Here is a 25,674-nt window from a genome sequence, read left to right on the forward strand (position 1 = left end):
ATGAGGAAATTTATTGTATTGTTATGTATTGCTATGGTTATGATTTCTTGTGGAGGAAGCAAAAAGGTAACATCTTCGAGAACGCATAAACCTAAACCTAAACAAACGGTTATAACCAAGGCTGAACAAAGCCCTAAAAAAGTTATAGTAGAAGAGCATACTACCAGAAAACCACTTCCTGCATTGTCGTATACCGATAAAGTGCAACGCTATATTAATGAGTTTTCGGGTATTGCTAAAAGTGAAATGAAAACGTACGGGATCCCGGCTAGTATCACATTAGCACAAGGGATATTGGAGTCTGGAGCGGGATATGGAGATCTAACGCAAAGAGCAAGAAACCATTTTGGGATTAAATGTCATGATTGGGAAGGAGATCGGGTATATCATGATGATGATCGTTCTCAGGAATGTTTTAGAAAATACAATAAGGCAAGTGAATCATTTAGAGATCATTCTTTATTCTTAAAAGATAGAAAACGATATTCCAGACTGTTTACATTTAAGCAAAAGGATTATAAATCTTGGGCACGTGGTCTGCGTGAAGCAGGTTATGCTACCGATAAAAAATATCCACAAAAACTTATTGCCATTATAGAACGTTATGATTTAGATAAATTTGACGATGAGGTACTTGGCACAAAACCTTTAAGAAAAAGTAAAAAAAGCGAAGCTGTTGCGATTATAACTTCCATTTCTAATAAGGATGGCTATACAGTAAAAAAAGGAGACACTCTATATTCGATTTCCAGGAGATATAAAATCTCTGTAGAGGAACTCAGAGCATTTAATAATCTGGTCAATAATAATATCTCGGTCGGGCAAGTTCTTAAAGTAGCAGCTGCCGACGAAGAGGAAGAAGATTTTAATTAAGCATGATCTATAAAAGAAGTAGTGCGCTATTTACAGCAGCGCAAAAAGTGATCCCGGGAGGGGTTAACTCACCAGTACGAGCCTTCAAAGCTGTAGGAGGAGACCCTATATTTGTTACAGAAGCCAAAGGAGCATATTTGTATGATGAAGATGGTAACCGATTGATAGATTATATCAATTCTTGGGGACCTATGATTTTGGGACATGCACATCCTCCTGTAGTTGATGCAGTTATTGATAAGGCCAAAAAAGGAACTAGTTTTGGAATGCCAACAGAAATTGAAACTCAGATTGCAGAACTTGCTGTTGCCATGGTACCTAATATCGATAAAATACGATTTGTAAACTCGGGTACCGAAGCTTGTATGAGTGCTGTACGATTAGCACGTGGATATACAGGAAAGGATAAGATTATTAAATTTTCAGGGTGTTATCACGGGCATAGCGATTCTTTTCTGATCCAGGCAGGAAGTGGTGCAGTTACCTTTGGAAGCCCTAACAGTCCGGGTGTAACTAAAGGAACAGCACAAGATACTTTATTAGCAAGATATAATGATTTGGATCATGTAGAACGTATTATCATGTCTAACAAAGGAGAGATTTCCTGTATTATCATAGAACCTATTGCCGGAAACATGGGATGTATCCCACCGGTAAAAGGATTTTTAGAAGGACTTAGATCTCTATGTGATGCTCATGATATACTGTTAATTTTTGATGAGGTAATGACCGGTTTTAGATTAGCTAAAGGAGGAGCACAAGAGCTTACAGGTGTAAATGCCGATATCGTCACTTTTGGTAAAGTAATTGGAGGAGGGTTACCTGTTGGAGCTTTTGCAGCACGTTCTGAAATTATGAATCACTTAGCACCTCTTGGACCAGTGTATCAGGCAGGAACCTTGAGTGGTAATCCATTAGCTATGGCAGCAGGATTAGCAATGCTTACCGAGTTGAATAATACCCCAGAGATTTTTAAAAGCCTGACCGATAAGACAGAATACTTACATCATGGAATTGCTAATGCCCTGGATGAGCATAATATCACTTATACGATCAATAGAATTGGTTCTATGATTTCGGTTCATTTTGCCGAGGATGCTGTGGTGGATTTTGATACTGCTGCAAAAGGCAATAACGATACTTTTAAGAAGTTTTTTCATGGGATGCTAGACAACGGTGTTTATATAGCACCAAGCGCTTTTGAGACCTGGTTTATAACCGAAGCACTTACTTATGAAGATCTGGATGAGACTATTGCTGTAGTACAAAAAGTAGCTAAAACACTTTAGAAGATAAACAAGATTAATTATTGACTGGGGTGTAAAACTCTTGGGGTTGTGATTTTTTCAAATTGAATTCCTCCAGTTCCCTGTATGAGGATATTTTTAGAAGTTAGCACTTCTTGATTTGTACGTAGTTTAACGGTTAAAGTATTTTCTCCTTTCTTTAATGGGACTCGAGTATAAAATATTTTTTTAGGTAAACTCTGCCAATTACGTGTATCGGCACCTTCGGTTAATGCATTAAAAACACCCAATAAAGCTCCTAAATCGCTATTTTGGTTTTTTACTATATATTCTGAAACTTTCTTTGTTCCTAGTCGCAAGGCTATTTTTCCGATTTCTCTAAATGTTCTGTCTTTTAAAGTTTTAAAAGCAATTTCTTCATAATCTTGTGTTAGTTCAAAGGAATATGATAAACTATCCACTTGTATCTCTGCATTATTGTATAGAGATTGCTGACTCACATATTTAGGGTATGCAACATTAAAAATATCCAGATCAGAAAAATCAGAATTATTATCTCCTCCAGTTGGTATCGGTAATGGTAAATTTAAAGAGAGATCCTCATTGATAATGGTTAGAAACCCGATTTCGTTACCTGGCAAGATGGTAAACGTATAAAAGGTTTCATCTTTATAAGGAGCCAGTCCGTTTTCCCAAAAAATAATTGCTTCTCCACCTTCAGCGGTTTTTTTAGGAATATAGGTAGTGTTTAATAGATTTTCATAACGTTCTATTTCATCGGTAAATCCCATAACACTTGCTGTATGAAACATATCCTGGTAAAGTTGCTCGGGTATATTAACTCCAATATAAGTACCTTGGTTTTCTACAAACAAGTCTACAGCATTGCGATACGCAATAAATGCATTGTTTATATCTCCTGAAGCTTCGTATAATAGACCTTGCAATATATGAGCAAATGCATCATCATTATATCTATTCTTTTTCTCAGGAGGATAATTTTCATTTATTCTTTGTAGTTGTAATGAAATGCGTTTAGCTTCAACAATAGCTTCGTCGTATTTGTTTAAAAATATATAGTTAAGTGCTTTGTAATAGTGTATTGCAACTTTTTCAAAATCTTCACCTTTATATGTTTCTTTTTCGGGATTTAAAAGAATTCCCAGAACTTGATTTCCTATAGCTCTTTTATTAGATTCTATAAACAGATCTGCTTCGTTTAAAAGTTTATTACTTAAGGTATAATTACCTGCCAGGTATGCTAATTTCCCTTTTTCTAATAAGTATAGAAGATGATTTCTGGGTTTTCCTAAAAATTTATTTTTTTCAATTACCTCCATAGCACCTTCTACATCACCTTGTTGCACCTTTCCTTGAAAAAGTGCACTCTTGGTATGATAACTACCACAATTGCTAAGCAATATTGAAAGGCAACACAATAGTGTAGCACGAAAGATCATTTTTATATGGATCATGTTCAATTATCAAAAAAGCTTTCCTGAGAAAGCTTGGTGTTTTGTTTGAATTTAGAGTATCAAGAATTAGTTTTTAACAAACTTTTTTATTTTTTTATCTCCGATCCATACTTTCTCATTAGTCTGAATATTTGTTAGTTCCAGGTCGATTTGATAGTATACTACTTTGTCCCTTTTATGTGCATCGACTATAGAGTTAATATTACCTTGAAGCATATAATCTGCTCCGGTTTCTAATCCAAATTTTTTGACGGTAGATATAGAGGAATTGTCTTGTTGATCGGCACGTTCTGCTCTTAGTTCTTCACGCATTTTACCACCTTGTACTACTCTAACTTTTTGTCGTTGAATAAATGCCTTCTCTATATCTTTAATAAAGGTTTCACTTTCTATATGCTCATGTGATTTATTACGTATTAAACCAACTATAACCACAGGTTTTTTCCCTTTTTCCTGAACATGATCGGTTATCCAGTTTGCTGTAAGTACTTCTTGCGTTAGTTCTTCTGCTGCAAAGCGTGAATCAGTATCATTCCATCGTCCGCTAATATCAATTTGTGTATCCGGAGCTACACGTGTAATTTTTCTTGCGCATGAAGAAGTTAAAGATACTACCAGTAATACTGCTATAGCAGCGATTAATTTTCTCATTTTGTAATTTTTATTTAATGTATTTTAATTAGCGTTTTTTTTAGTGATATTACCAAAGGATGCATGCTCCCAAAATTCCTAGTGTTAACCAATCATACCCATATGATCTATGACCATAATAAGATCCATAGTCATAATATCTGGTGTTTTCGATACGCTTTAATCTTCGTTCATGCCTCCAGTATGCTCTTTGTGACCTGTATTGTCTTCGTAATGAACGTAGTTCTCTTTTTTCTTCAAGAGGATCAATGGCTTTATAGGTTTCTTGTGCTGTAGTGCCTTGTTGTAATGTATATTCCTGACTGTTTTTTAAGAATCTATTCATAGCCATTTTATAATTAGGATTTTGATCTTCTTCGAGTTGTACCTCTTGTGTATGCCCAATACACCCTATTATAACAAAAACGAATACTGAAAATATGTTTCTCATAATGCTTATAGATTAGTTTCCATACAAATATTACCTAATAATAAATGACAATTTAAAAGCCAAAGGGTTGCATCATATGAGAAAATAATTTTCATATCTATGAAACTATTTTGGCTTTTCAATTTATATACACAACATTTAGTATTGATGTTACCCTATTCTAAAAATGTTAAAATTTGTCTAATCAAAATTTGTTAGGAGCGGATCAGGCGGTATTTCTAATTTTACATAAAAAAAACCAACGAAGTTAACTTCGTTGGTTTTTAATTGTTTCCAAAATGGAATAACTAGGCTATTGATTTACTGGCGTAGGAGCGAATAAATCGGGAATTGGATTTGGTATGTTAGCATTACTATCTAACTCATCCTGCGGATATAAAAATCGTTGTGGATTAATTGTGGTAGTGGTATTGTTTAAGGGAAAAGGAACAATAACATCACTATCGGATTTTAGTAATCTTCGAGCATCGTTAAATGGCATATAGGTACTAAACCCTGTTACATAACGTTCTTCGATAATCTCTCTTAAAATTGCTCTGTCTACCGCTATATTATCAGCATTTTCAATTCCTCCTGCTTGAAAATCTGCCAGAACATACGGGTCATAATTAAATGTATCAGCTACATCGATAAGGTTAAATGCATTTCCAGAGTCTAGATAAGCTCTTAATTCATTAAGTTTATCAATAGCTCCTTGATTATCATTATTAATACGTAAGATACATTCTGCCCAGATCAATAGATTTTCTTCGTAGCTTACTAACTTCATAGGTGTAGATGGTCCATCGATACCATCATTCTGATTTCCATCTCCGCTAATGTAAGAATAGTTTCTACGAGCAGTTTCATCTGTTTTAGTATTATTTCTGCCAGAAGTATTAGCAGGATCCATAAGATCGCGGTAAAAAGCATTATCACCGGTCATATCACCTGCACGGCTACTGTTTACAAAATTAAAAAGAATATTACTGTTTGAGTCAACACTACCAATAGGCTTATAAGCCATGGTGCCAGATGCACTGTTAATACCATTTACTACATTGTTTAATGCCAGATTGTACTGTTTGGTTTGTAAATAATACCGGGCTTTTAGAGTGTATGCAGATGCAACCCAGGAAGCACCATTGCCAGAAAAATAAATATCTTCGCTACCAACATTAGTAGTGGCATTATTTATTTTGGATATAGCTCCATCCAGTAAAGTTTGCAAATTGTTATAGATGTCTGATTGCAGGTCTATTGTAGGATCAGGAGATTCTAAACTAGCATTATCTGGCACTGCATTAGAATAGGGGATATCTCCAAAAAGAGATGTTCCTGTACCAATAGCTAATGCTTCATTAACATCGATGATCCCTTGCAGTAAATCAAGGTTAGGAGAAATCCTTCTAATTTCCTTGTTTTGAACTAATATTCCGTTATAGATTAATTCCCATACGGCATCAGAATCACCTGGTGTGTAATCATAATTATAGAGCGTTTGCTGTACCAGATTTAATCCAATAAGTCCGCCAGAATAATACATAGAGGTTCTGGCTAGTTGTCCTTGTTGTACCTGTGCATTGGCCAAGAGTGTTCCTTTTAATAGAAGGTCTCCAGATGGAACTTCGACCAACTGATTTGGATTTTCATTAACATCCAGATAATCTTCGCAGGAGAACATCGTGATTACGATACAGGATACTATTATTTTATATATAGTCTTCATGATTTCGTTTTTTAATAATTAAACTTAATACTAAAAGCATAGGTTCTCACTCCTGGATTCGAGAAATAATCCAGTCCTTTTCCTCTACCGACCCCAAATTGATTTACATCAGGATCTATACCAACTACATCGGTCCAGATGACCAGGTTTCTTCCAGAGGCTGTAAATTCAATAGAGCTTAATCCTGTTGTTTTTTGTAGCCCTTGAGAATTAAGTTGGTAGGATAATGAAAGTTCTCTAAACCTTGTCCAGCTAGCATCACCAACAGCAAATTCATTTAATTTACCATCTCCAAAACCATATAGGTTTCTATAATAACTCTCATCTAGCAATACATTTCCATTTCCGAAGTTACCTATATTAGCTCTTACGCTTGTACCTGCCGGGACAACATCTCCATTAAAATTCACCAGATCTTCATTTAGAGTAATGGTATTTCCTACATCTCCGTGGGTCCCGAAGTATGAAGTAATGAAACGGGTTCTTTGAGCCATATCATTACCTTGACTGGTATCAAACAATGCTGATATCGATATATCTTTATAAGATACACTTAATTGTAAACCTCCTAACCAATCTGGATTAGGATCTCCTACCACTTTGTTACCACCAGTATCTACTATTGGAAAACCATTGGCATCTAATACCAGGCTTCCATCAGCATTACGTTGGGCTCCCTGTGTATACAAAACTCCTAATGGTTCTCCTTCTATGGCTACAGATTGGATAGAACTACCTGGGGTAAAGCTAACAACTCCTCCTCCTTCAATCTTAGAAACCAGATTTTTATTGGTGCTAAAATTTATTGCAGCACTAGCTTTCCAATCTCTGTTTTTTATAAAATCATATTTCAATTCGACTTCAAATCCTTCATTTTCTATCGTAGCTCCATTTCCATAGATCTCAGAAAACCCTAATGTTGGAGGTATTGCTATATTCAGTAATACATCTTTAGTTTCGTTTTTGTAATAGGTAGTCGATAGTGAAAGCTTATTAGTGAAGAAACGAAAATCTAATCCAACCTCGTATTCTGTTTTGATTTCTGGTTTTAAATTTGGATTCCCAAGGCGTTCATCGAATTGAAATCCTCCTCCAAAATCTTCCAGTGCTATCGCATCAGAAAAAGTAGAAAAAGATCCTACTTCAAAAACAGTCTCCTCTCTATGCGCCAGAGGAACATTACCTACCTGACCAAAAGCGAGCCTGAGTTTACCGAAGGATAAAGGATCAAAACCATTGATCAAACGACTAAAAGTCCATCCTAATTCTGCACTCGGATAAAAGAATGCATTATCACTTTTAGGGAGTACAGAATGTTTTTCATAAGCTCCTCCGAGAGTTAAAAACAATTGATTGGCATAATCAAAATTAGCAGTACCATAGAAGCGGATATTTCTTCTCGAGGTTCTGGTAATCTCTGAGGAGATATTTTCTTTTGCCGAGATTTCTACAGGATCCAACGGTTTTCTGAAATTGGCAATAAAATTATCTGCTTCAATGAAATGTCGTTTTCTTCTCCTGTCGTTGATACCATATCCTACTATTACATTGGTGTTTAGTTGTTCGGTTAATGCATATCTAAAAGATGTTAGTATATCCATCGTATATTCTTCATTATTTATGGTTTCGTCATTAAGTAAACCAAACCTTCGAGCAGAACTTGCAGTATAGTATGGGAAGAAATATACCCTGTTATCAGAATAAAAATCTGCACCTCCTCTAAGGATAGAATTGATATTATCGTTCCATTGATATTTTAATTCTGCTGTACCAATAAAACGATTTACTTTGGCAGTACTTCCTTGTTCATTGATTGTCCAAAGGGGATTATTATAAATAGCGTTGTCACTATTTCCAAGATATCTTCGGTAAGAACGATGACGTGATTGTACAATAGTCCCAGAGCCATTATTATAATCTCCTTTATAATCTGTGATATCAAAATCTGGTGAAGTACGCAGTAATCCCAGGTATAATCCTGCAGTATTAGAACCCTGCTGAATTCTGTTAGAACTGGTATGAATGTAATTTCCTTTGATATTAGCAGTAAGCCTATCTGTAAAGTTTTGAGAAGTAGATAAGGTGAAATTAGTTTTTTTATAAAAACTATTTTTAATCGTTCCGTCTTGATCTACATGGCCTCCACTTAAGAAATAGGTTCCTTTTTCATTTCCTGTACTTAAGGTGAAACGGTTATCGAGTGTGATCCCGGTACCAAATACTTTATCAAAATTACTATCGACATATTGTTCTCTTCTATTTTTTTGAGTAATTGGATAAATAGTATTATTGGATACCAAAGATTCAAAAAACTCACCGGTAGTATCTACATCGTCTTGAGCTCCACTTCTGTCTGAGATTCTATCTCCCCAGGAGAAAGCAGATGTTGGGCTATAATTACCATTGGTACCTTGCCCAAAAGATTGTTGTAATGGATGTTTGTAAGATACTTCATCAATAGAAACACCAGAAGAAAAGGTAATTCTCATTTTACCTTTTTTACCTTTTTTGGTGGTAATTACAATTACTCCGTTAAGCGCTCTTGTTCCATACAATGCTCCGGCAGAAGCTCCTTTAAATACCTGAAAAGATTCAATATCATCGGGATTAAGGTCATTAAGTCTGGATTGCTGTGACACTCCGGCAGAAGTATCTCCACTACCAGAACCTTCTATTGTATCATTGTTTAAGGGTACTCCATCTACAATAATTAGAGGTTGACTAGAGCCTCCCAGAGAACTTGTTCCCCTGATTTGAATATTAGAACCAGCTCCGGGATCTCCAGAGGTGGCATTGATACTTACACCAGCAGCTTTACCGGCTATACCATCAATAATCTTATTTTCTACAGGTTGTACTAGTTTATCTGCATCGATTTTAGAATAAGTAGAAGATAGTTTATCTCTTTTTTCTACAAACCCTAAAGAGGTTACAATAACTTCGCCTAAGGCTTCTGCATCTTCCTGTAAGATAACATCGATTGCGGTTTGATTAGCAATCGGTATTTCTCGCGTGACATATCCCAAATACGAAAAGACTAATGTTTGATCAGTACTTGCTTCGATAGTATACTTACCGTCAAAATCTGTCGTCGTTCCAGTCCTAGTTCCCTGTACTAGAATTGTTGCCCCGGGTAAGGGACCTGATATGTCCCGTACAGTCCCTGTTATTGTAGTTTGGCTATAGCCAATACTCGATAGCAGTACTGCACACATTAAAATTAAGAGTTGTTTTCTCATACAATTGTGATTTGATTAGACATGAATTAAAATGATACTACATTTTAGTTAGTGAATTATAATTTTGAATATTTTGGGGAGGATATAGAGTAGGTGAAATCCTATGAAATTCTGAAATAAAAAGGAAAACCATCTTTGGTATAAAGAGTAATCGAATATGCAGAATATCAAGGTGCCTTATTAACATAGAGGTTAATGAAACATGCAGTATATGTATACTAAATGGTTTATTTAGAAGCATTTTCGTGTTTTTACTAAGATTTATACCAAAGAGATATACTATAAATAGGTAAGTATACCTACAACTAATAGAAATTGGTTAAGCGCGGGCACTACATTAATTGTTACTTGTATTGACTATGGTGCCTATTATATAAGACGTGTTATTGGGCATTACCCCCCCCCAATTGGAGTTCACTTTTTTTAATGAAAAATGCGGATAATCAGTAAATTTTTAGTTTTTTATGATTTACTATGAAGATATTGAAAAAAAATTAAAAAATATTTGAAGAATAAAAAAAATGATCAAACTCATCGGTAGCGTATAAATTTGATGAGAAATACAAAGTTTTGAATAACAAATGTTTAACTACGACATGCTACTGTTTAAGGTTATAGATAGCTAATTACGATGCTAACCAGGCACTTAGTTCTATGACATCTCCATTAGGAGATTTAACATCATATCCTTCTGGATTTGTTTCACTTTTTTGAATGTAATGGAATTTTTGCAGGTATTCGGATCCTCCATAATCTGTATAATCCTCTCGTATAGGAAAAATAGCGATATGATCTTTGGTTTTTTGTGTATTGGCATATCGTAATTCCCACTTACAGCGTTTAGAAATAATGGCATTTTCTGTTGCCAGGAAAATAAATTTCCTATTATCTTTTATTTTTTCTTCTGTCCTTTCTTGGATCTGTTTGTCGGTTATTTTACTTGGTTTTTCTGGAGTACTCTGATCTAACAATAAGTAATCTGCATAGATAAGTACACCAAACCCTTTTAAAAAATTAATTGCACTGTCAAGTTCTTCAAGCTCATCGTGTTTATAAGAAAAAAACAGAGAGGTTTTAAGGAATTTTGTTTCTTCCTTAAAGAGTTGTAGACTTTCAGTAATAGACTTACTATATATTCTCGCTGCATTTCTAAACTGCAATAGCCCGTACTTAGGTAATATATTCATGAGTTCTTTAACATGATCGTGTGTGAATATCTTAACGTACTGACCCTAGGTTTTGTTGTTGTGGATATTGTTAAATCTTCATTATGCCGAATGTAATAAAAGGTTTCTTTGCTATATGTTCAGGGAATATGATATAGAAATGTCCAGATCTAATATCATATCAAATCTGAACATTTTTAACACAATATATTTTTGGATTATTTCCTCCTATATGTATTTACAAAAGTATCTGATGAACTTTTGGATGTGAGAACAAGTGTGGCGTTTTCTGGGGTCGAAACTACGAAAGCACTATTATTGCTAATTGTAAGATTAGCACCAGTAACAGTATAATCATAAGTTGTTTTAGAATCTTCTTCACATACATTTTCTGTGTTAGAAGTATGAAGAGTAATACTTACTTTATTTGAATTGTTAAATACATAAGTCTCCATAAGGTCGCAGGTATCTAAATCAATATTAGTTCCATTTTTAGTAGAACTGGATAATTGCCATTGACCGATAATAAAGGTTTCATTAATTGTGCCGACGATATCATCATCAGTACTGCATGAAAAAGTAATACTTAACCCTATTAAAGCGAATACAATTAATTTTTTGCTCATAATTTTCTTTTTTTGTTTTGAGCAAAATTAGCTTGGTTTTAAAAGTTAGAAGTCTCCAAAAGTTAGAATTGAACAATTATGGACTCTTTTTATTATTACATCTGTTCTTTGTATATTTTTTTAAATGTAGTTGGTGTATGACCGGTTTCTTTCTTGAAATATTTATAAAATGCAGATTTAGAATTAAAACCAGCTTCAAGTCCTATTGCAACCATATCATAGTTATCAAATTCAGGGTTCAAAATCATGATTTTAGCTTCTTTCACTCTATATAAGTTTAGATAATCAGAAAAGTTCTTTTGAGTAACACTATTAATTATTTGAGAAAGGTAACCAATGCTTATATTTAACCTGGCTGCAATATCATCTCTACTCAATTGTTGATTTCTATATAATTTTTCAGTTTCTAAAAGTTGTATGAATTTTTTAAAATATGGGTTGTCTTCTCCTTCTTTAAATTTTATAATATCTTTCTGTTTTTCATTTGCTTTCTTTTTGTTTATCTCTCTTATTTCGAATCTGTTTTTGGCCAAAGTAAACTTGTATATACCTTGATAACCAATCCAATAAAAAAGAATATTAAGCAATAGCCATATAATAATAGAATAATCATTGTTATAATAGTAGTCTACTACATTAGTTATAATCCAAAAAAAGATGAGTAAAACATGAAAAGTATAAAATAAACGTATCCATTTTAGATCATAGCCGATATCTGGTTGATATTTGATCGTATTTTTAAGTAACAAACGAAATTCTACTACAAGTAATGCTAGATTAAATAGGATTGAAAAATAATATTCTATCGTATAAAAATGTGGTATCCATGCTTTATTATGAATAGGATATAAATCAAAATAAAACTGCCCGCCAATATACAAGTTTAGTCCTATTGATATAATAAAGGGAACAAATAATACCCATTGTTTATTTCTAAGCTTTAATGATGGATTTAATAATTTTAAGTAATAAAAATATAAAGTTACCGGAAAAACCAATACTAATTCAATATCTTCTAGTATTCTAAAGCCTTGGTATTCTTTATACCAATCATAATGTAAGGCCCAGTATTGAATATTGATAAAAACCCCAAGTAAAAGACTTATTCCCAGATATAAATTTGCTTTGTTTTTAAAGAATCTGGAGAATAAAATTATGATCGCAAAGATGAATCCTTGAGTTACTCCTATTAAAATCAAAAAATCTAATATTTCAAAATTCATACTTAATAAAAGTTTATTTTGTCTTAATTGTGTACCTCAGGTAGAATATGTGTATAATTTAAGAAACAAATCACATTACAATAGGGTTGGTATAAAGTATGTACTTTCTTTTTTACAGTTTAGTGATCTAGGTTGGAGTTTGTCTAGACGATTGTAACTTTAATATCTCTGTTGTTCTATTTCTGGTTTGAAGGCATAATTTACCATCTTCAATTAAAGATTTACCAAAACTAGGAATCATTTGTTTTAAGATATCACCCCATGATTTTGATTTCATTTCTTCTGGGAAACATTCTGACAGAACATCTAACATTATAGAAACAGAGGTAGAGGCTCCAGGTGAGGCACCTAGTAATACTGCCATTGTCTTTTTCTGGTTGGTAACAATTTCGGTTCCAAATTTAAGGACTCCACCTTCTTCTTTGTCTTTTTTAATAATCTGTACTCTTTGCCCGGCAGTGATTAACTCCCAATCTTCAAACTTAGCTTCGGGATAGTATTTTTGTAATGTAGCAAATCGTTCTTCTGGGGACTGATATACTTGTTGGATTAGATATTTTGTTAATGACAAATTGTGAATTCCTGCAGCTAACATGGGCCAAATGTTATGTGCCTCTATAGATAGTGGGAGATCCATATATGTGCCATTCTTTAAAAACTTGGTAGAGAAACCAGCATAAGGCCCAAATAATAATGAACGTTCTCCATCTAACATTCTGGTGTCGAGATGAGGTACAGACATTGGTGGGGATCCGGTTTCGGCTTTGCCATAGACTTTAGCTTCGTGTTTAACGATAACATCTGGATTGTTGCAACGCAAGAACTGACCACTCACAGGAAAACCACCATATCCACGTTCTTCTGGGATATCTGATTTTTCTAGAAGTAATAGTGATCCGCCACCAGCACCAACAAAAACAAATTGAGTAGTAACCGTTTTTTCTTCTGAGCTTTGTAAATCTGTTACATCAATTTGCCAATTACCATTGTCTTGCATTCTAAGATCTTCTACTTCATGACCAAGATGCAGGTTTACGCCATCACAGGTTTCGAGATATTTTATCATTCCGCGTGTAATAGCACCAAAGTTTACATCTGTGCCAATAGGCATTCTTGTAGCAGCAACCTTCTGTTTAGGGTCACGACCAGTCATAATCAGGGGAATCCATTCAGTGATTTCTTTATGATCTTCTGCATATTTCATGTTCTTAAACATGTCGTATTGAGTCAATGCTTCATGTCTCTTTTTTAGAAATGCAATGTTTTGATCACCCCACAAAAAGCTCATATGATCAATATCATTAATAAATGGACTTTCTGTTTGTATAGAACCTTTTTCTAGCAAATATGCCCATAACTGTTTTGAAACTTCAAAATTAGCACTAATTCTTAGTGCTTTAGAGATGTCTATTGCTCCGTTTTCTCGCTCGGGAGTATAATTCAATTCACAAAAGGCAGAATGCCCGGTACCTGCGTTATTCCATGCATCAGAACTTTCGGCGCCTACTTTGTCTAATCGTTCGTAGATGTTTATCTGGGCATCAGGAATTAATTCTTTTATGAGTACACCTAAAGTGGCACTCATAATTCCGGCACCGATAAGAGTAAAGTTATTTATATTAGGCATGGTATGTATTTGTTGTTAAATTAAGCGTTGTTATATGTCACTTTTTGTTTTTATCCTTTTATTTATTTAACATAGCATAAATAGCTACGCTAATATGTTTTCCGTCTTTGATTTCACTGTCGACCATAGTCCCTTCATATTTGAAATCGAATTTAGCCAATCCATTTTTGCAGTTCGTATTCTCTGCATCTACAAATCCTTCAATTCTATGTAATCCTAGGTTTTCGAATCCAAATTTACAAATGAGTGGCATTACTTCTTTCATGATTCCTTTTCCCCAATACTCAGGAAGAAGCCAGAACCCGATTTCTGCTTTTTTGTTTTCTTTTTCTATAGCATTAAGTCCTCCTGCACCATAGAAAGTGTTACCATCCTTTGAGCAGACGGCCCACCATATCCCGGTTTCATTTTTTTCTAATTCTGCAAACCATGTCATTTGTTCTTTGGTAGCTTCAAGACTATTAAAACTAACACCATAGTATTTGATTACATCAGGATTTGAAAGGCCAAGATATACATTCTCTAAATCATCATTTGTAAACTGTCTTAGCAGTAATCGTTCTGTTTCTATTATGGGAAATGTAGTTGCCATTTATGTGTAGTATGATATTATGATTTGATATTTGTATGCTTCTTTATTTCGATATCAAAATACTCTTTTAGAAGCTCATTAAATTTTATTTCTTCTGTAAACTCTATTATTTCAGAATCTGTTCCTTTGGTAATTTTGCATTGCTTGTCATTTAGAGTAATTCTTCCGGTATCGGTTACCATAGAAATTACTTTTTTTTGTGTAAAATGAGAATCCTTACTTGTTTGATGAAAAGTACACATCTCTTGAAATTCATTAAAATTTCGACCTATAGTTTTAAAAATATACTGTGGAGTTGATACCTCATTTACTATTTCATTTACTCTTAAATAATCATCATCAAATTTATCGAACTTAAAATAACCAAAATCATCTGATAACTTAACCCCGGTTTTAATCAGTAACGGAGTGTATGAAAATTTACCAAACCCTACATCTACCAGATAATCATTGTTACGGGTAGAAGCTATTATTGCTAAATGATCATATTCTTTTCCATAATCCTTTGATTTGCTATAAACTCTACCTGAAATCATTTTTACATCAAACCCAATTTTTTTTAATAAATGATAGAATAACCCATTTAGTTCATAGCAAAACCCTCCTCTTTTTTGAACTACTATTTTATTGTAAATAGCATCAATGTCGAGAGTGATTTCTCTATTATAATGAATGTCTAAATTCTCGAAAGGAACACTTTTTAAATGAGCTTGCTGAAGTTCGAAAAGAACTTTTTCAGTAGCACTTATGTCTTTCGTATACTTTATTCGTTCTAGATAGGGTTGAATATCCATTACTGTATTTGATTTATAAAATCGCTTAATTTTGTTTCTACCAAGTCAGGAAGGTTATTGTTTTCGATCCAGCAATGTACATCTCCAATATAGTTCATCCCCAGATACTTTGATGTTTCTACAAATGGCATATGAAATCCATCTTTTAGTTGTTTATCCGAACCACAACTTAGTACTGCCATTTCCATTCCTCTTAGTTTTCTACCTACATCTTTTTCTATTTTTAAACAATCTGAAATTCTATCTAAAAAAGTTTTCAAAATTCCACTCATTGTATACCAATACACGGGAGTTGCAAAAATAATGAGGTCATATTGACTTACGATTTCATTAATTAAAGGATGAAAATCATCATTTCTATTTTTGAATTCGTAATCAAATTCAGATATATTTTTTGTTTTTAAATCTAGTATAGAATAGTTCATTTGTTGACTAACGAATGAAGCTGCTTTATATGTATCTCCATTACTATTTGAACTACCGAGAATTATAATTCCTTTTTTCATCGGGTATTATGTTCTTTTTATGTTGTCGATCTGGTTCTAATTTTTAGATAACTATTCACGACGATATGTTATATTGAGACTAAGATAGAAAAATCTATCGTGATCAGCACCGGTAGATAATATGTCGTTTATAATCCATATTTTTTGTATATGTATTAGCAGGATAGGAGGTATGTTCATCACATCTGTAGAAAATTTTATGACACTACTGTTTTATATACCTTTTATTCTATTGCAGATATAGTTGAGTTCTTTTTTTTGGATTAAAGTCAAACTCGTTATTGATTATGGGTAACTTTGTTATTGATTATTCTTTAGATATTCCCAGCTTGAAACCACTTCAAAATCCGGAATGTTTTCAAATAACATGTCTAATGTCCATTTATGATTACTACCAACAATAACAAGTATTCTATCCCCTGTTTGTTTCATTTTTAGAATATTGCCTGCCATTCTAATATTTCTTTGATACCATCGGCCTAACCAATCGGGGCCGATCCAGTTTTTTTGGATTCCTACTCTTATTTCATACATATGCATACGTTGAGCATTAAATTTTTGAGCCGTTGGAGAGTTCATAAGCGCAATACGATCATATAGATTATGATCGTTGTATGTCTTTTGATTTTGATTAAAAATCTTGGTTAGGTGCTTTTCATATCTATTGTAAAAACCTTCATCATTTTTCTTAGCATACTCACTAAATGAATCAAAGGAAAAATTTTCTAAAGACCCTATAAATTCGGTTTGGTTATCAAAAAAGTATATGCTATCATGTTTCATTTCCTTAGCAATGCGAAATCCTAATTGATAAACTTCATTCCTCTTATTTGAAATATTAAATGTATCAGCTACAAAAGATTGATACTCTTTGTTTGCTACAGATAATGCAGAAGGCTCCCATTCTAATACTACTTTTGTAGGATTGTATATGGATATAGCTTTGACCAATTTTGCAATATTCTCTTGATTTTCGGGTTCGAGAATGTCTTTGCCAAAATGTAATGTCCCTACAATCATAATTTTTGATTGCGTTAATGAATCATAATTTTTTAATGTGTTTTCTGCTTTCTCAAGCTCGTTAAGGGCAGGGCTACTTTTATTGGGATTACAACTAAATACGACTACAAGTACTAATAATAGTAAAAGACTGTTTGAAAATTGTTTCATAAGTTGATGTTTCATAATTGTTACTAACAAACGTACATCGTTATTAAGATAACTTTGTGTTGTACTACTTAATCAAGATACGTTTGTGTAAAGATGAAAGGAACATGAAATTGTTACAGTGCTTTTATAATTTAGAATTGTGGTATTTGGTATAAAATTTTATAGAGTAGCCGTAGTTTTTAATTAATACATGGTGTTCTTATTTGCTCGTTTTTCAGGGATTTGCTGGATAGCGTCCCAATGCTCCATAATTTTTCCTTTTTCATCAAATCTAAAAAAATCCATGGTTATATATTCGTCATTTCCAGGCCAGGTCTGGTGTGTATGAAGTGATACCAGATTTCCTTCGGCAATGCAACGTACAAATTCAATTGATTTCTCGGGGTACTCGACTTGCATTTTTTCGAAGTAATCAATAAATCCCTGAGTACCGTCTTCAACATCTGGATTGTGTTGAATATATTGATCACCAACATAGAGTTCTACCGCTTTTTTTGGATTTCCGGTATAGGCAGTTTTGTAGAATGCTATTGCATTCTTTTTATTTTCTTCTAAGTTCATCATTTTTAGTCTTATGTTACCCTAATTGTATATAGCGTTACTAAGATAATTTTATTTCTTCGATATATTATGAAGTAGTGATTGTTTAATCCCTGTTTATATGCTAAAACCTCTTGTGTTTATTAACAATTTTTGACTATGTATAATAGGAAATAAAGATAAGGATTTATGTGTTCTGAACTAAGGCAATAACATTGCTAAAGTCGTTGTTTTTTAGATCTTCTTTATCTATGCAAAGGTAAAGATGAGCACCGTTTGAACTAAACCCATATCCTTCATGACCTTTCATTTCAAAGGAAATGAGGTTGACATAATTTTGACTCATATCATCATCTTCATGATGTCTTTCGGCCCATTCTTCAGCAATATAATGTTGAACAGAAAAAGGAACACCTAACAATATATTGTGACTAAAAAGGGTGTGTAAATCATTTTTTGGAGTTGGTGGTTTTAAACCAGATTCAAGAGCCATTTTTGTTCGCATTTGGATATTGATAGCTTCGCTCATCATATCTCCTGAAACCTGATCAATTCCGTCAGCATCATCTTCAGAAATATGACCGTCTTCTAGTAAAGCAAAATTAAAAGGGTAACGAGGAAGTTGAAAACTATTTTTGAAAGTTATCGTTCTTGTAGCTAGTTTTTGATCATCCGGGATGTTGTTTGGAATATCAACAAGCTCAAGATTTTCTGTATCTGGAAAGAAATAGATTTTAAAAGCATCTTCCAAATCGTCTTCCCACATAATATCATCTGTTACAGAAGCAAAACATAAAAGAATCCCTTTTTTGGGAAATATATTCTCTACGTCAAATGGTTTTATTTCTTCAAAATTAAGCTGAAAAAAGAAAGCAAGTGGAGCCTTTTGCCCTAAAGATTGTACAGGCCACTTAAAACCAGAAGGAGCTGCAGGTTTTCCTCCAAATCTTGAATTTAACAAACTTTGAGTAGATTTGTTCTCATCGACCGAGAAAATAATATTAGGGATAATCGATTTTATAACACCATCGATTTTGTCCCATTCATACTCTTTAATCTCTTCTATAATTAAATTTTTTAAGTCACTCATGTATCAGGTAGAATTACTATTATTTTGTCTCAAATATAGATTACATTTCTCTTTTTTAGTTCCCTGTTTTCAGTGAAATAGATGAGTTTTTTTTCTTCTTTAGGTTACTAATTAAGTTTTATTTCGAATAGACTGGCAGGAGCTTTACCATAATGATCAGGTAATCCTTCGGTATTTTTTAAATCAAAGAATCCTAAAAAGTCAAACCCAGCCTTTTTATAATGTTCGATAAGTTTTACATTATTGCCAAGGGTGTCTAATCGTATATAATCCTTATTACTTTTTTGGGCATATTCTTTTGACCATTTTACAATAGTTGCTACAAAATTTTGACCTCTAAAATCAGGATTAGTTGCGATACGATGAATATAGATAGCGGCATCGCCATTTTTTTCTTCCCAAATTTGCTCATCACTAAACGTAATGGTCCATACACAAGCAATTTTGTTATCAATGGAGAGTTTCAATTGCCTGTTTTCTGAAATACTGTCTTCTACAAGTTTTCGCTCAAATTCTGGCCAAACAATAACTCCTTCTTTTGATTTTTGATACGCCGAAGCTATTCGATATAATCTGTATATTTCATCGATATCATCTATTGTACAATTTTCAATTTTCATACTCTTTTCATTTAGGAAATGTGTATTCAAATGTCTTACTATTTTTAGAGTGCTACAACCCAAAAATTGCTAATATTTTGTGAATTTGTTTTTTTATTGAGAGTATTATTAGATTCCAATTACAATCCAAATTTGTATCGGGTCAATACAATGAATAACCAAAGCATGATAGCAAGTAAAAAATAATAAATAAAGAGAGGTATTCCAACTTCGGAGATATTAAAGATAAAAAATGTAGAAGCTGTACCTGTTGCATGCATAATAATTGGTAGAATTAAACTATTTGATTTGTCATAAATCCAAACAATCAAAATTCTAATGGGAATTAAGCCAGCGTAATGAAAGAAAAAACCAGGTAGAAATTTAGATAGGACTAAATTACCAGAACTGTCACCAGATCCCCAAATAACTGGGAGGAAATGCCAAGCTCCCCAAAATACTCCAATAATCAACCCTGTCTTTAATACTCCATAGTGTTCTCTTAGTTTAGGCATAGCAAACCCTGACCACCCCAATTCTTCTAGAATGCCTCCCCCAACTATTCCATAAATTAATCCACTTAGAATTAAGGTTGTCTTATCATCGGTTGTGATAATATCTGGAGTGTATACTTCTGAAAATAGATTTAAAATAAAGAGAGAAATAATTGAAAGAATGGGTATAGTCAATATCGCTATGAGGTATAATCTAGTTCCTAAGTGCCACTTCACTAATTTTTTAAGTAGATCTTTGAATCCTTTTTTACCTTTAGTTATCCCGAGTAAAATGAAACCAGCGATACTGGGACCAAATAAATATGGAATCATTGCAACCGGAAGCAATTTATCGAATTGTTTTGAGGTAGCTGGAATCCCAGTTTGGCTTGCTACAATCAAAATTCCACTCCATGAGATAACAAACGTTAGAATGAAGAAGAAAGTAACAGGGTTTCTTTTTGCATACTCTCTCATGATGTATTAATCTTTTGAAATTGTTACAAATGCTATAAGTATATACTCATGTGTAAAAGATTACTTTTCAATTTCACAATATTTTAATTTTATTTCCAGGTTTTCTATGTCCGCAGGATTAATTTTATTTCCGTGAATATCTAAATATCTTAATCTGGTTAAATTCTCCATGGATCCAGGTAAACTCGAAATTTTGTTATCATAGATAGAGATACTTTGTAATGTTTTAATATTTCCTATTGAATCAGGAAGTCGTTCTAAAGGGTTATTTACGATAAAAAGAATTTCTAAATTTTCTAAGTCGATAAAAGAATCAGGAAGCTCTTTGATTGCGTTATTTCTTAAAACTATTTTTTTTAATTGTTTAAGATTTCCTATTGAATTTGGTAATTTTCTTATCGGATTGTTTTGTAGAGACAAATCGGTTAAGCTGGATAAATTTCCAATCGATTCAGGTAATTCGGTTAATAAATTCTCTTGTAAGTCTAAGTCTTTTAATTGTTTTAGACATTCTATGGATTTGGGTAATTTTTCAAGCATATTTAACCTTAAATCCAGACGCTCTAAGTTGGTGAGCTGGCATATTTCTTTTGTTATATAGGATAAATTATTACCATATAATCTTAATACTTTTAAGTTTTTAAATTTTCGGATAATTTTTGGAATACTATCTAGTTTTCCGTGGGATAAATCAAGTTCTTCAATACTTTCTTTTTTATCCATTAATCCTTCTAAAAATTCAATAACACTTTGATTTTCTGTTCTATCATTTACCAGAACATATGAAGATTTTTGGGCATGGATAGAGGAGCCAACAATCAATATAAAAAGAAGAGTTATCATTGTTTTCATAGGGTTCGATTTGATGCTTGTAATCACGGGATCTGCACGAGTAGATATATACTCGTTTGTATTTATTTTTAAACTCTCATCGGGTAAACATGAGCGTATATCAAAAATAAGGTTTTACAAAATAGGATGTGATGTTTTTGATAGGTATTTATAGCGTTTTTTGATGTTACATTTAAAAGGATAGGGAGTATCAATTATTTTTTTTATGTAACTCAAGATAAAGTTGTTCAACCTTATCTCTTGCCCATTGTGTTTTTCTTAAAAATTTAAGGCTAGATTTAATCGAAGGGTCCTTTTTAAAACAATTGATATTAATTTTCATTGCTAATTGTTCCCATCCATAATGCGCTACCAATACCTCTAGTATGTTTATTAATTTTACCCCATGCAAAGGATTGTTGGGCTGTTGTTGGTTAGAATTGTTTTTATCGTCCATTACTATGATGATTAATTAAAATATTAATCCTTATTTAATTGGTAATTATAGAATCTCTTTGTTGTGAGTAGGCCTCGTATGTTTTATAACTTTTCCTCTCTAAATCTTTGTGCTATGGCAAATATACGGTAAGCTTTAGGCTTGTTTATTCATAGACCAATTTTTCCCATCAGTATCAAAATTTTGAAAAAATTTATTAGCTATTATGTATGTGTTTTTAGATTTCAAAGATATTGATAAGAGTTGTTTCTCGGAATTCTTATAGAATTTTAATTCGTATCTGCCTTTAAAGATTGGGTTTTTACAGTCTAATGTTATAATTTTTTTATTTGAGGCTTTAATATTTAAATTCCATTGGGGTTTGTCGTATTCATTTTCAGCTTTATGTTTTCCGATCTCGGGAATTGTAAAATATTCTTTATCAAAAGTCATAAAATTGACTATCAAATAATCTTTTACATTTTCATCTTTATATGTTATTTCTTGAATAGCCCACTGCCCAATTATTTTTTGAAAAATTAAATCTTCCTCATTTTTGCATGAGCTTAACGTGAATGTGATTAATAGAATAATTAAATATTTAATTTTCATTTTACGCTTGTAGGTAATGCTAAATATAATAAAACATAGCTGCCCTTTTGGTCAGCAAAGTTTGTTATATAGCGTTAGGTACTTTTATTTTTATAGGTTCAATATTTTCATACAATTCTTTCTTTCGTTGAAATTCAAGTCGGTCAAATATTATTGCTGATTTTCCTTTTCTAATTTCCGAATTGACAATTCTCTCAACATAATCAATTTCACTAGCACCAATTCCATAATAATCAAAGATTAGCATGTTATACTTTTCAAAATTACATTTGATTGCTAATGCTTTTCCCTTTCCGAGAATCAAGTTTTTTACTTTTTCATTGAAATCTAATTCAAGATATTCCGAGATATTTTGCGCTGTTTGGTAATCCGTTTTTAATTGATCTATTATAAAATCTCCAACTGAAATAGGTTTTAAGAATTTCCGAAATCTTGTTTCTGAATATTCTTTTATCCACATTAATTCAGAATTTTGATTTTTAAACCTCTCTGATAGGTGTAAACAAAACTTATAACCTAATCCATTATTTTCAGAATCGAAATTTGGCACATAAACCTTTATTATTTTTCCGGATACTAACTCAAAATCAGGGATAGGTACTCCATTTAATTCAAACTTTTTATTATGGAAAACAGTATTGTTCATAATTATGCCTAACGATCTTGTGTATGATGTTGTTGCTATCCTGAGGTATAGTCATACATTATATCCCTTGTTCTATGCTTTTTTCTATTTGTTCTTTGATAACAGGAAGTATGTCATTACTTCTTTTTCTCACTACTAAAGCTCTTTTTTTACCCTTTAAAAGGTTTGTAAAATGATTGTCTTCGATATTCATATCAACCACATATCCACCATATTTTAAAGTTGTTCGAGCAATTTCTAAAGGTAAATTTGTTGCACCTGATGTTCCTACAATGAAAAGAATCCCACTGTTTTTTGCAACTTTCAGAGCGCTAAATTTCTTGTTAGTTTTTTCATCGTAATATTCATCAAACCATAAAATATTTGGTCTCAACCAATTTCCACACTCAGAACATTTTAGAGAATCAATTTCATCTTTTCTAAGCTCTTCTTTTATATCTTTTCCTTTAAGGTTACTTGGAATAGATAAAATATCCTTGCAATCCATAGAGCATTTAACTTCTCTGTAATTACCGTGAACTTCATATATATTTTGATTTCCAGCTCTCCTATGAAGATTATCAATATTTTGAGTTATTAAATGAAATCTGTCACCTAATATGTTTTCAAGGTCAGCAAGTATCTTATGACTCTCATTTGGTTTAGCATTTTCAATCATTTTTTTCCTAAATAATGTGTATTGCCAGACTTCTTCTTGATGTTCTATGAAGTATTTGTATGTCCCAAATTCTTCAGGTTTATGATATTTAGTTCCTTTAACCCAGATTCCGTCCGAACCACGATATGTTGGAATCCCACTGTCAGCAGAGATGCCTGCACCAGTCAAGAAAGTGAATTTGTTTCGTTTCTCTTTCGATAATACTTCTTCTATTATGTCATTTAGTTCATTCATTCAAGTTATACATAGCAATAATACACACACACTAGTACAGATATATTTGTTTATATTTTTTTAAAAACCCACCTGGTATAGGTAGGCTCATGTCAAAAATAAGGTTTTGCAAACTATGATATGATATTTTGATTACTATTTATAGCATTTTGGTATTACTGGTGTATAGGAGGTTACAATTTTTTGAATACGTAAAACACTCTCTTTTGCTTATTTATGATATTCTTTCTTAAACCGCTGTAGTGTTTGAGTAAAAGAATTTAATGATAGATCAGCATTCTTTTTCGCAACTTCAACGGCTTTCTCATAATTTTTGAGTGCTAAATCATATTGTTTGTTTTTTTCATAGGCTTCTCCCAGACTATCATAACCATTAGCAACATTTGGAAATAAGTGTACATTAAGTTTAAATAATTCAATTGCAAAATCTTTTTCATCTTCATGAATAAATTCATAAGCAATCATATTTAGATGCTGAGGAGAACGAATGGTATAGTAGGTCCCAATAAAATCAGTCATTTTTTCTAATGATCCTAAGGCACTAATTTTATTCATGTTATTATAAATAAATTGATTAAGCCTGGGTCTTGGTAGTTTATACTCTACTTTATATAGAATATCTTCTATATAATGCACGACATTTTTCGAAATCATATCATAATTTGATAGTGCAATTATGGTATATTTATCTTTCAAGTATCTTGAAAAGTAGGAGGAAAAACCTGGTGCGCCGCCACTATGACCAACCACTTTATTCTTATGTCTATCTTCTACCTGAAAAGCTAAACCATACGTTACCTTTGGCATGACTGCAGTAAACAGTTTTTGTTTTGATGCCTCATTAATTAAAATAGAACTGTAAAGCGCTTGGTCAAATTTTAACATATCACCTACTGTGGATAGGATTCCGCCATCTGATTGCGGAGCACTACTTTTATAGACATTGTTTTGGTATTTACCAGAAAGTGACTTCATATATCCGATTGAACGATTCTTAACCACATCATCCCAGAATTTCATCTGTGTGTCATTCATCTTAGCAGGAGAAAAAATGTTTTTAGTAATATAATCAGAATAGGATTGCCCTGTAATTTTTTCGATAATGGCTCCCAGGAGAATCATCCCGGAGTTAGAATATGAAAATCGTTTACCCGGTATTTTAAAATCTAATTTTTGCTCATAAATAAATGGTAACAGGTCGTTTATCGTACGCATTTCACTTCTTTTAGACCGATACACAGGATGTCTCATGTAATTGCCTACACCAGAGGTATGTGAAAGTAAATGGTGAATTGTAATTTTATCTCCTAACGGAAAGTCTATTAGATGCTTACTAACTGGATCATTGAGTTTTAATTTTTCTCGTTCTTCGAGTTGTAAAATAGAGACTCCCGTAAACATTTTACCCATAGAACAAATATTAAATTTAGTATCTATATTGTTTTTTATTTGGTAGCTTTTATTTGCATCTCCAAAGGCTTTTGCATAGACAACTTTGCCTTCTTTGGCAAGTAGTACGGTGCCAGAAAACAGGTCTAGTTCTACATATTTCTGCATCACGCCATCAATTTTTTTATTTAACTCTTGCGCATGTATATTTAGTGATACACATACAATACAGATACATATTTTAAGCACCGAAGGTGTTTTCTTTATTCGTAATTCAAAATGATAAAGTGATTTTGAGAGTATTTGTATTCCTTTCATTACGTATTTTGTTTAGGCATTAA

25 protein-coding genes are annotated in these 25,674 nt (G+C 32.7%); 2 read left to right on the forward strand and 23 right to left on the reverse strand.

The genetic code is table 11. The features are described from left to right. Positions 1-873: a glucosaminidase domain-containing protein gene (locus Z054_RS0120095; protein WP_035092840.1), complete on the forward strand. Its 873-nt coding sequence runs from the start codon at positions 1-3 to the stop codon at positions 871-873. A 2-nt stretch (positions 874-875) separates the two neighbouring features. Beyond that, the gene (gene hemL / locus Z054_RS0120100) at positions 876-2,162 is read left to right on the forward strand and encodes a glutamate-1-semialdehyde 2,1-aminomutase (RefSeq protein WP_024771832.1); all 1,287 of its coding nucleotides are present in this window, start codon (positions 876-878) and stop codon (positions 2,160-2,162) included. A gap of 17 nt (positions 2,163-2,179) precedes the next feature. Here the strand turns inward: hemL and Z054_RS0120105 are convergent, their stop codons facing one another. From Z054_RS0120105 to Z054_RS0120215, 23 genes are all read right to left on the reverse strand, one after another. After that, a complete protein-coding gene (locus Z054_RS0120105) occupies positions 2,180-3,595 on the reverse strand; it encodes a COG3014 family protein (RefSeq protein ID WP_024771833.1) in 1,416 nt (471 codons plus the stop codon). Positions 3,596-3,661: 66 nt separating this feature from the next. Beyond that, entirely contained in the window at positions 3,662-4,246 is a 585-nt protein-coding gene (locus Z054_RS0120110; protein WP_024771834.1) for a penicillin-binding protein activator LpoB, read from the reverse strand. Between the two features lie 49 nt (positions 4,247-4,295). After that, positions 4,296-4,676, reverse strand: coding sequence for a hypothetical protein (locus Z054_RS32240; protein WP_024771835.1), 381 nt, complete (start codon positions 4,674-4,676; stop codon positions 4,296-4,298). Positions 4,677-4,968: 292 nt separating this feature from the next. Then, positions 4,969-6,384 carry a SusD/RagB family nutrient-binding outer membrane lipoprotein gene (locus tag Z054_RS0120120; RefSeq protein ID WP_084050493.1) on the reverse strand — a complete coding sequence of 472 codons (1,416 nt, stop codon included), beginning with the start codon at positions 6,382-6,384 and terminating at the stop codon, positions 4,969-4,971. 11 nt (positions 6,385-6,395) lie between these two features. Next, positions 6,396-9,623: a SusC/RagA family TonB-linked outer membrane protein gene (locus Z054_RS0120125; RefSeq protein ID WP_024771837.1), complete on the reverse strand. Its 3,228-nt coding sequence runs from the start codon at positions 9,621-9,623 to the stop codon at positions 6,396-6,398. Positions 9,624-10,249: 626 nt separating this feature from the next. Further along, the gene (locus Z054_RS0120130) at positions 10,250-10,810 is read right to left on the reverse strand and encodes a TIR domain-containing protein (RefSeq protein ID WP_024771838.1); all 561 of its coding nucleotides are present in this window, start codon (positions 10,808-10,810) and stop codon (positions 10,250-10,252) included. Between the two features lie 197 nt (positions 10,811-11,007). Beyond that, positions 11,008-11,415 carry a lipocalin-like domain-containing protein gene (locus Z054_RS0120135; RefSeq protein WP_024771839.1) on the reverse strand — a complete coding sequence of 136 codons (408 nt, stop codon included), beginning with the start codon at positions 11,413-11,415 and terminating at the stop codon, positions 11,008-11,010. A 95-nt stretch (positions 11,416-11,510) separates the two neighbouring features. Then, entirely contained in the window at positions 11,511-12,638 is a 1,128-nt protein-coding gene (locus tag Z054_RS0120140; protein ID WP_024771840.1) for an AraC family transcriptional regulator, read from the reverse strand. 127 nt (positions 12,639-12,765) lie between these two features. Then, positions 12,766-14,265, reverse strand: a complete 1,500-nt coding sequence (mqo, locus tag Z054_RS0120145) for a malate dehydrogenase (quinone) (RefSeq protein WP_024771841.1) — start codon at positions 14,263-14,265, stop codon at positions 12,766-12,768. A 58-nt stretch (positions 14,266-14,323) separates the two neighbouring features. Further along, positions 14,324-14,857, reverse strand: coding sequence for a GNAT family N-acetyltransferase (locus Z054_RS0120150; protein ID WP_024771842.1), 534 nt, complete (start codon positions 14,855-14,857; stop codon positions 14,324-14,326). Positions 14,858-14,874: 17 nt separating this feature from the next. After that, positions 14,875-15,651, reverse strand: coding sequence for an arylamine N-acetyltransferase family protein (locus Z054_RS0120155; RefSeq protein ID WP_024771843.1), 777 nt, complete (start codon positions 15,649-15,651; stop codon positions 14,875-14,877). Then, a complete protein-coding gene (locus Z054_RS0120160) occupies positions 15,651-16,157 on the reverse strand; it encodes a flavodoxin family protein (RefSeq protein WP_024771844.1) in 507 nt (168 codons plus the stop codon). Before Z054_RS0120160 ends, Z054_RS0120155 begins: the two co-directional genes overlap by 1 nt. 300 nt (positions 16,158-16,457) lie before the next feature. Further along, positions 16,458-17,327, reverse strand: coding sequence for a DUF5694 domain-containing protein (locus Z054_RS0120165; RefSeq protein WP_024771845.1), 870 nt, complete (start codon positions 17,325-17,327; stop codon positions 16,458-16,460). A 183-nt stretch (positions 17,328-17,510) separates the two neighbouring features. Beyond that, positions 17,511-17,888 (reverse strand): nuclear transport factor 2 family protein, encoded by a 378-nt coding sequence (locus Z054_RS0120170; RefSeq protein ID WP_024771846.1) that lies wholly within the window; start codon positions 17,886-17,888, stop codon positions 17,511-17,513. Positions 17,889-18,054: 166 nt separating this feature from the next. Beyond that, entirely contained in the window at positions 18,055-18,957 is a 903-nt protein-coding gene (locus Z054_RS0120175) for a DUF1963 domain-containing protein (protein WP_024771847.1), read from the reverse strand. Positions 18,958-19,064: 107 nt separating this feature from the next. Next, the gene (locus Z054_RS0120180) at positions 19,065-19,577 is read right to left on the reverse strand and encodes a GNAT family N-acetyltransferase (RefSeq protein WP_024771848.1); all 513 of its coding nucleotides are present in this window, start codon (positions 19,575-19,577) and stop codon (positions 19,065-19,067) included. A gap of 119 nt (positions 19,578-19,696) precedes the next feature. Then, positions 19,697-20,527, reverse strand: coding sequence for a CPBP family intramembrane glutamic endopeptidase (locus tag Z054_RS0120185; protein ID WP_024771849.1), 831 nt, complete (start codon positions 20,525-20,527; stop codon positions 19,697-19,699). 60 nt (positions 20,528-20,587) lie between these two features. Continuing rightward, positions 20,588-21,379 (reverse strand): leucine-rich repeat domain-containing protein, encoded by a 792-nt coding sequence (locus tag Z054_RS28925; RefSeq protein ID WP_024771850.1) that lies wholly within the window; start codon positions 21,377-21,379, stop codon positions 20,588-20,590. Positions 21,380-21,569: 190 nt separating this feature from the next. Then, a complete protein-coding gene (locus tag Z054_RS0120195; RefSeq protein WP_024771851.1) occupies positions 21,570-21,815 on the reverse strand; it encodes a VF530 family protein in 246 nt (81 codons plus the stop codon). Between the two features lie 135 nt (positions 21,816-21,950). Next, positions 21,951-22,406 carry a hypothetical protein gene (locus Z054_RS0120200; RefSeq protein ID WP_024771852.1) on the reverse strand — a complete coding sequence of 152 codons (456 nt, stop codon included), beginning with the start codon at positions 22,404-22,406 and terminating at the stop codon, positions 21,951-21,953. Positions 22,407-22,470: 64 nt separating this feature from the next. Next, positions 22,471-23,052 carry a hypothetical protein gene (locus Z054_RS0120205; protein WP_024771853.1) on the reverse strand — a complete coding sequence of 194 codons (582 nt, stop codon included), beginning with the start codon at positions 23,050-23,052 and terminating at the stop codon, positions 22,471-22,473. 58 nt (positions 23,053-23,110) lie between these two features. After that, entirely contained in the window at positions 23,111-23,944 is an 834-nt protein-coding gene (locus Z054_RS0120210) for an SIR2 family NAD-dependent protein deacylase (protein WP_024771854.1), read from the reverse strand. 210 nt (positions 23,945-24,154) lie between these two features. Continuing rightward, positions 24,155-25,651, reverse strand: coding sequence for a serine hydrolase (locus Z054_RS0120215; protein WP_024771855.1), 1,497 nt, complete (start codon positions 25,649-25,651; stop codon positions 24,155-24,157). Between the last annotated feature and the right edge of the window lie 23 nt (positions 25,652-25,674).

The sequence above is a fragment of the Aquimarina macrocephali JAMB N27 genome (assembly GCF_000520995.1).
Lineage (GTDB): Bacteria > Bacteroidota > Bacteroidia > Flavobacteriales > Flavobacteriaceae > Aquimarina > Aquimarina macrocephali.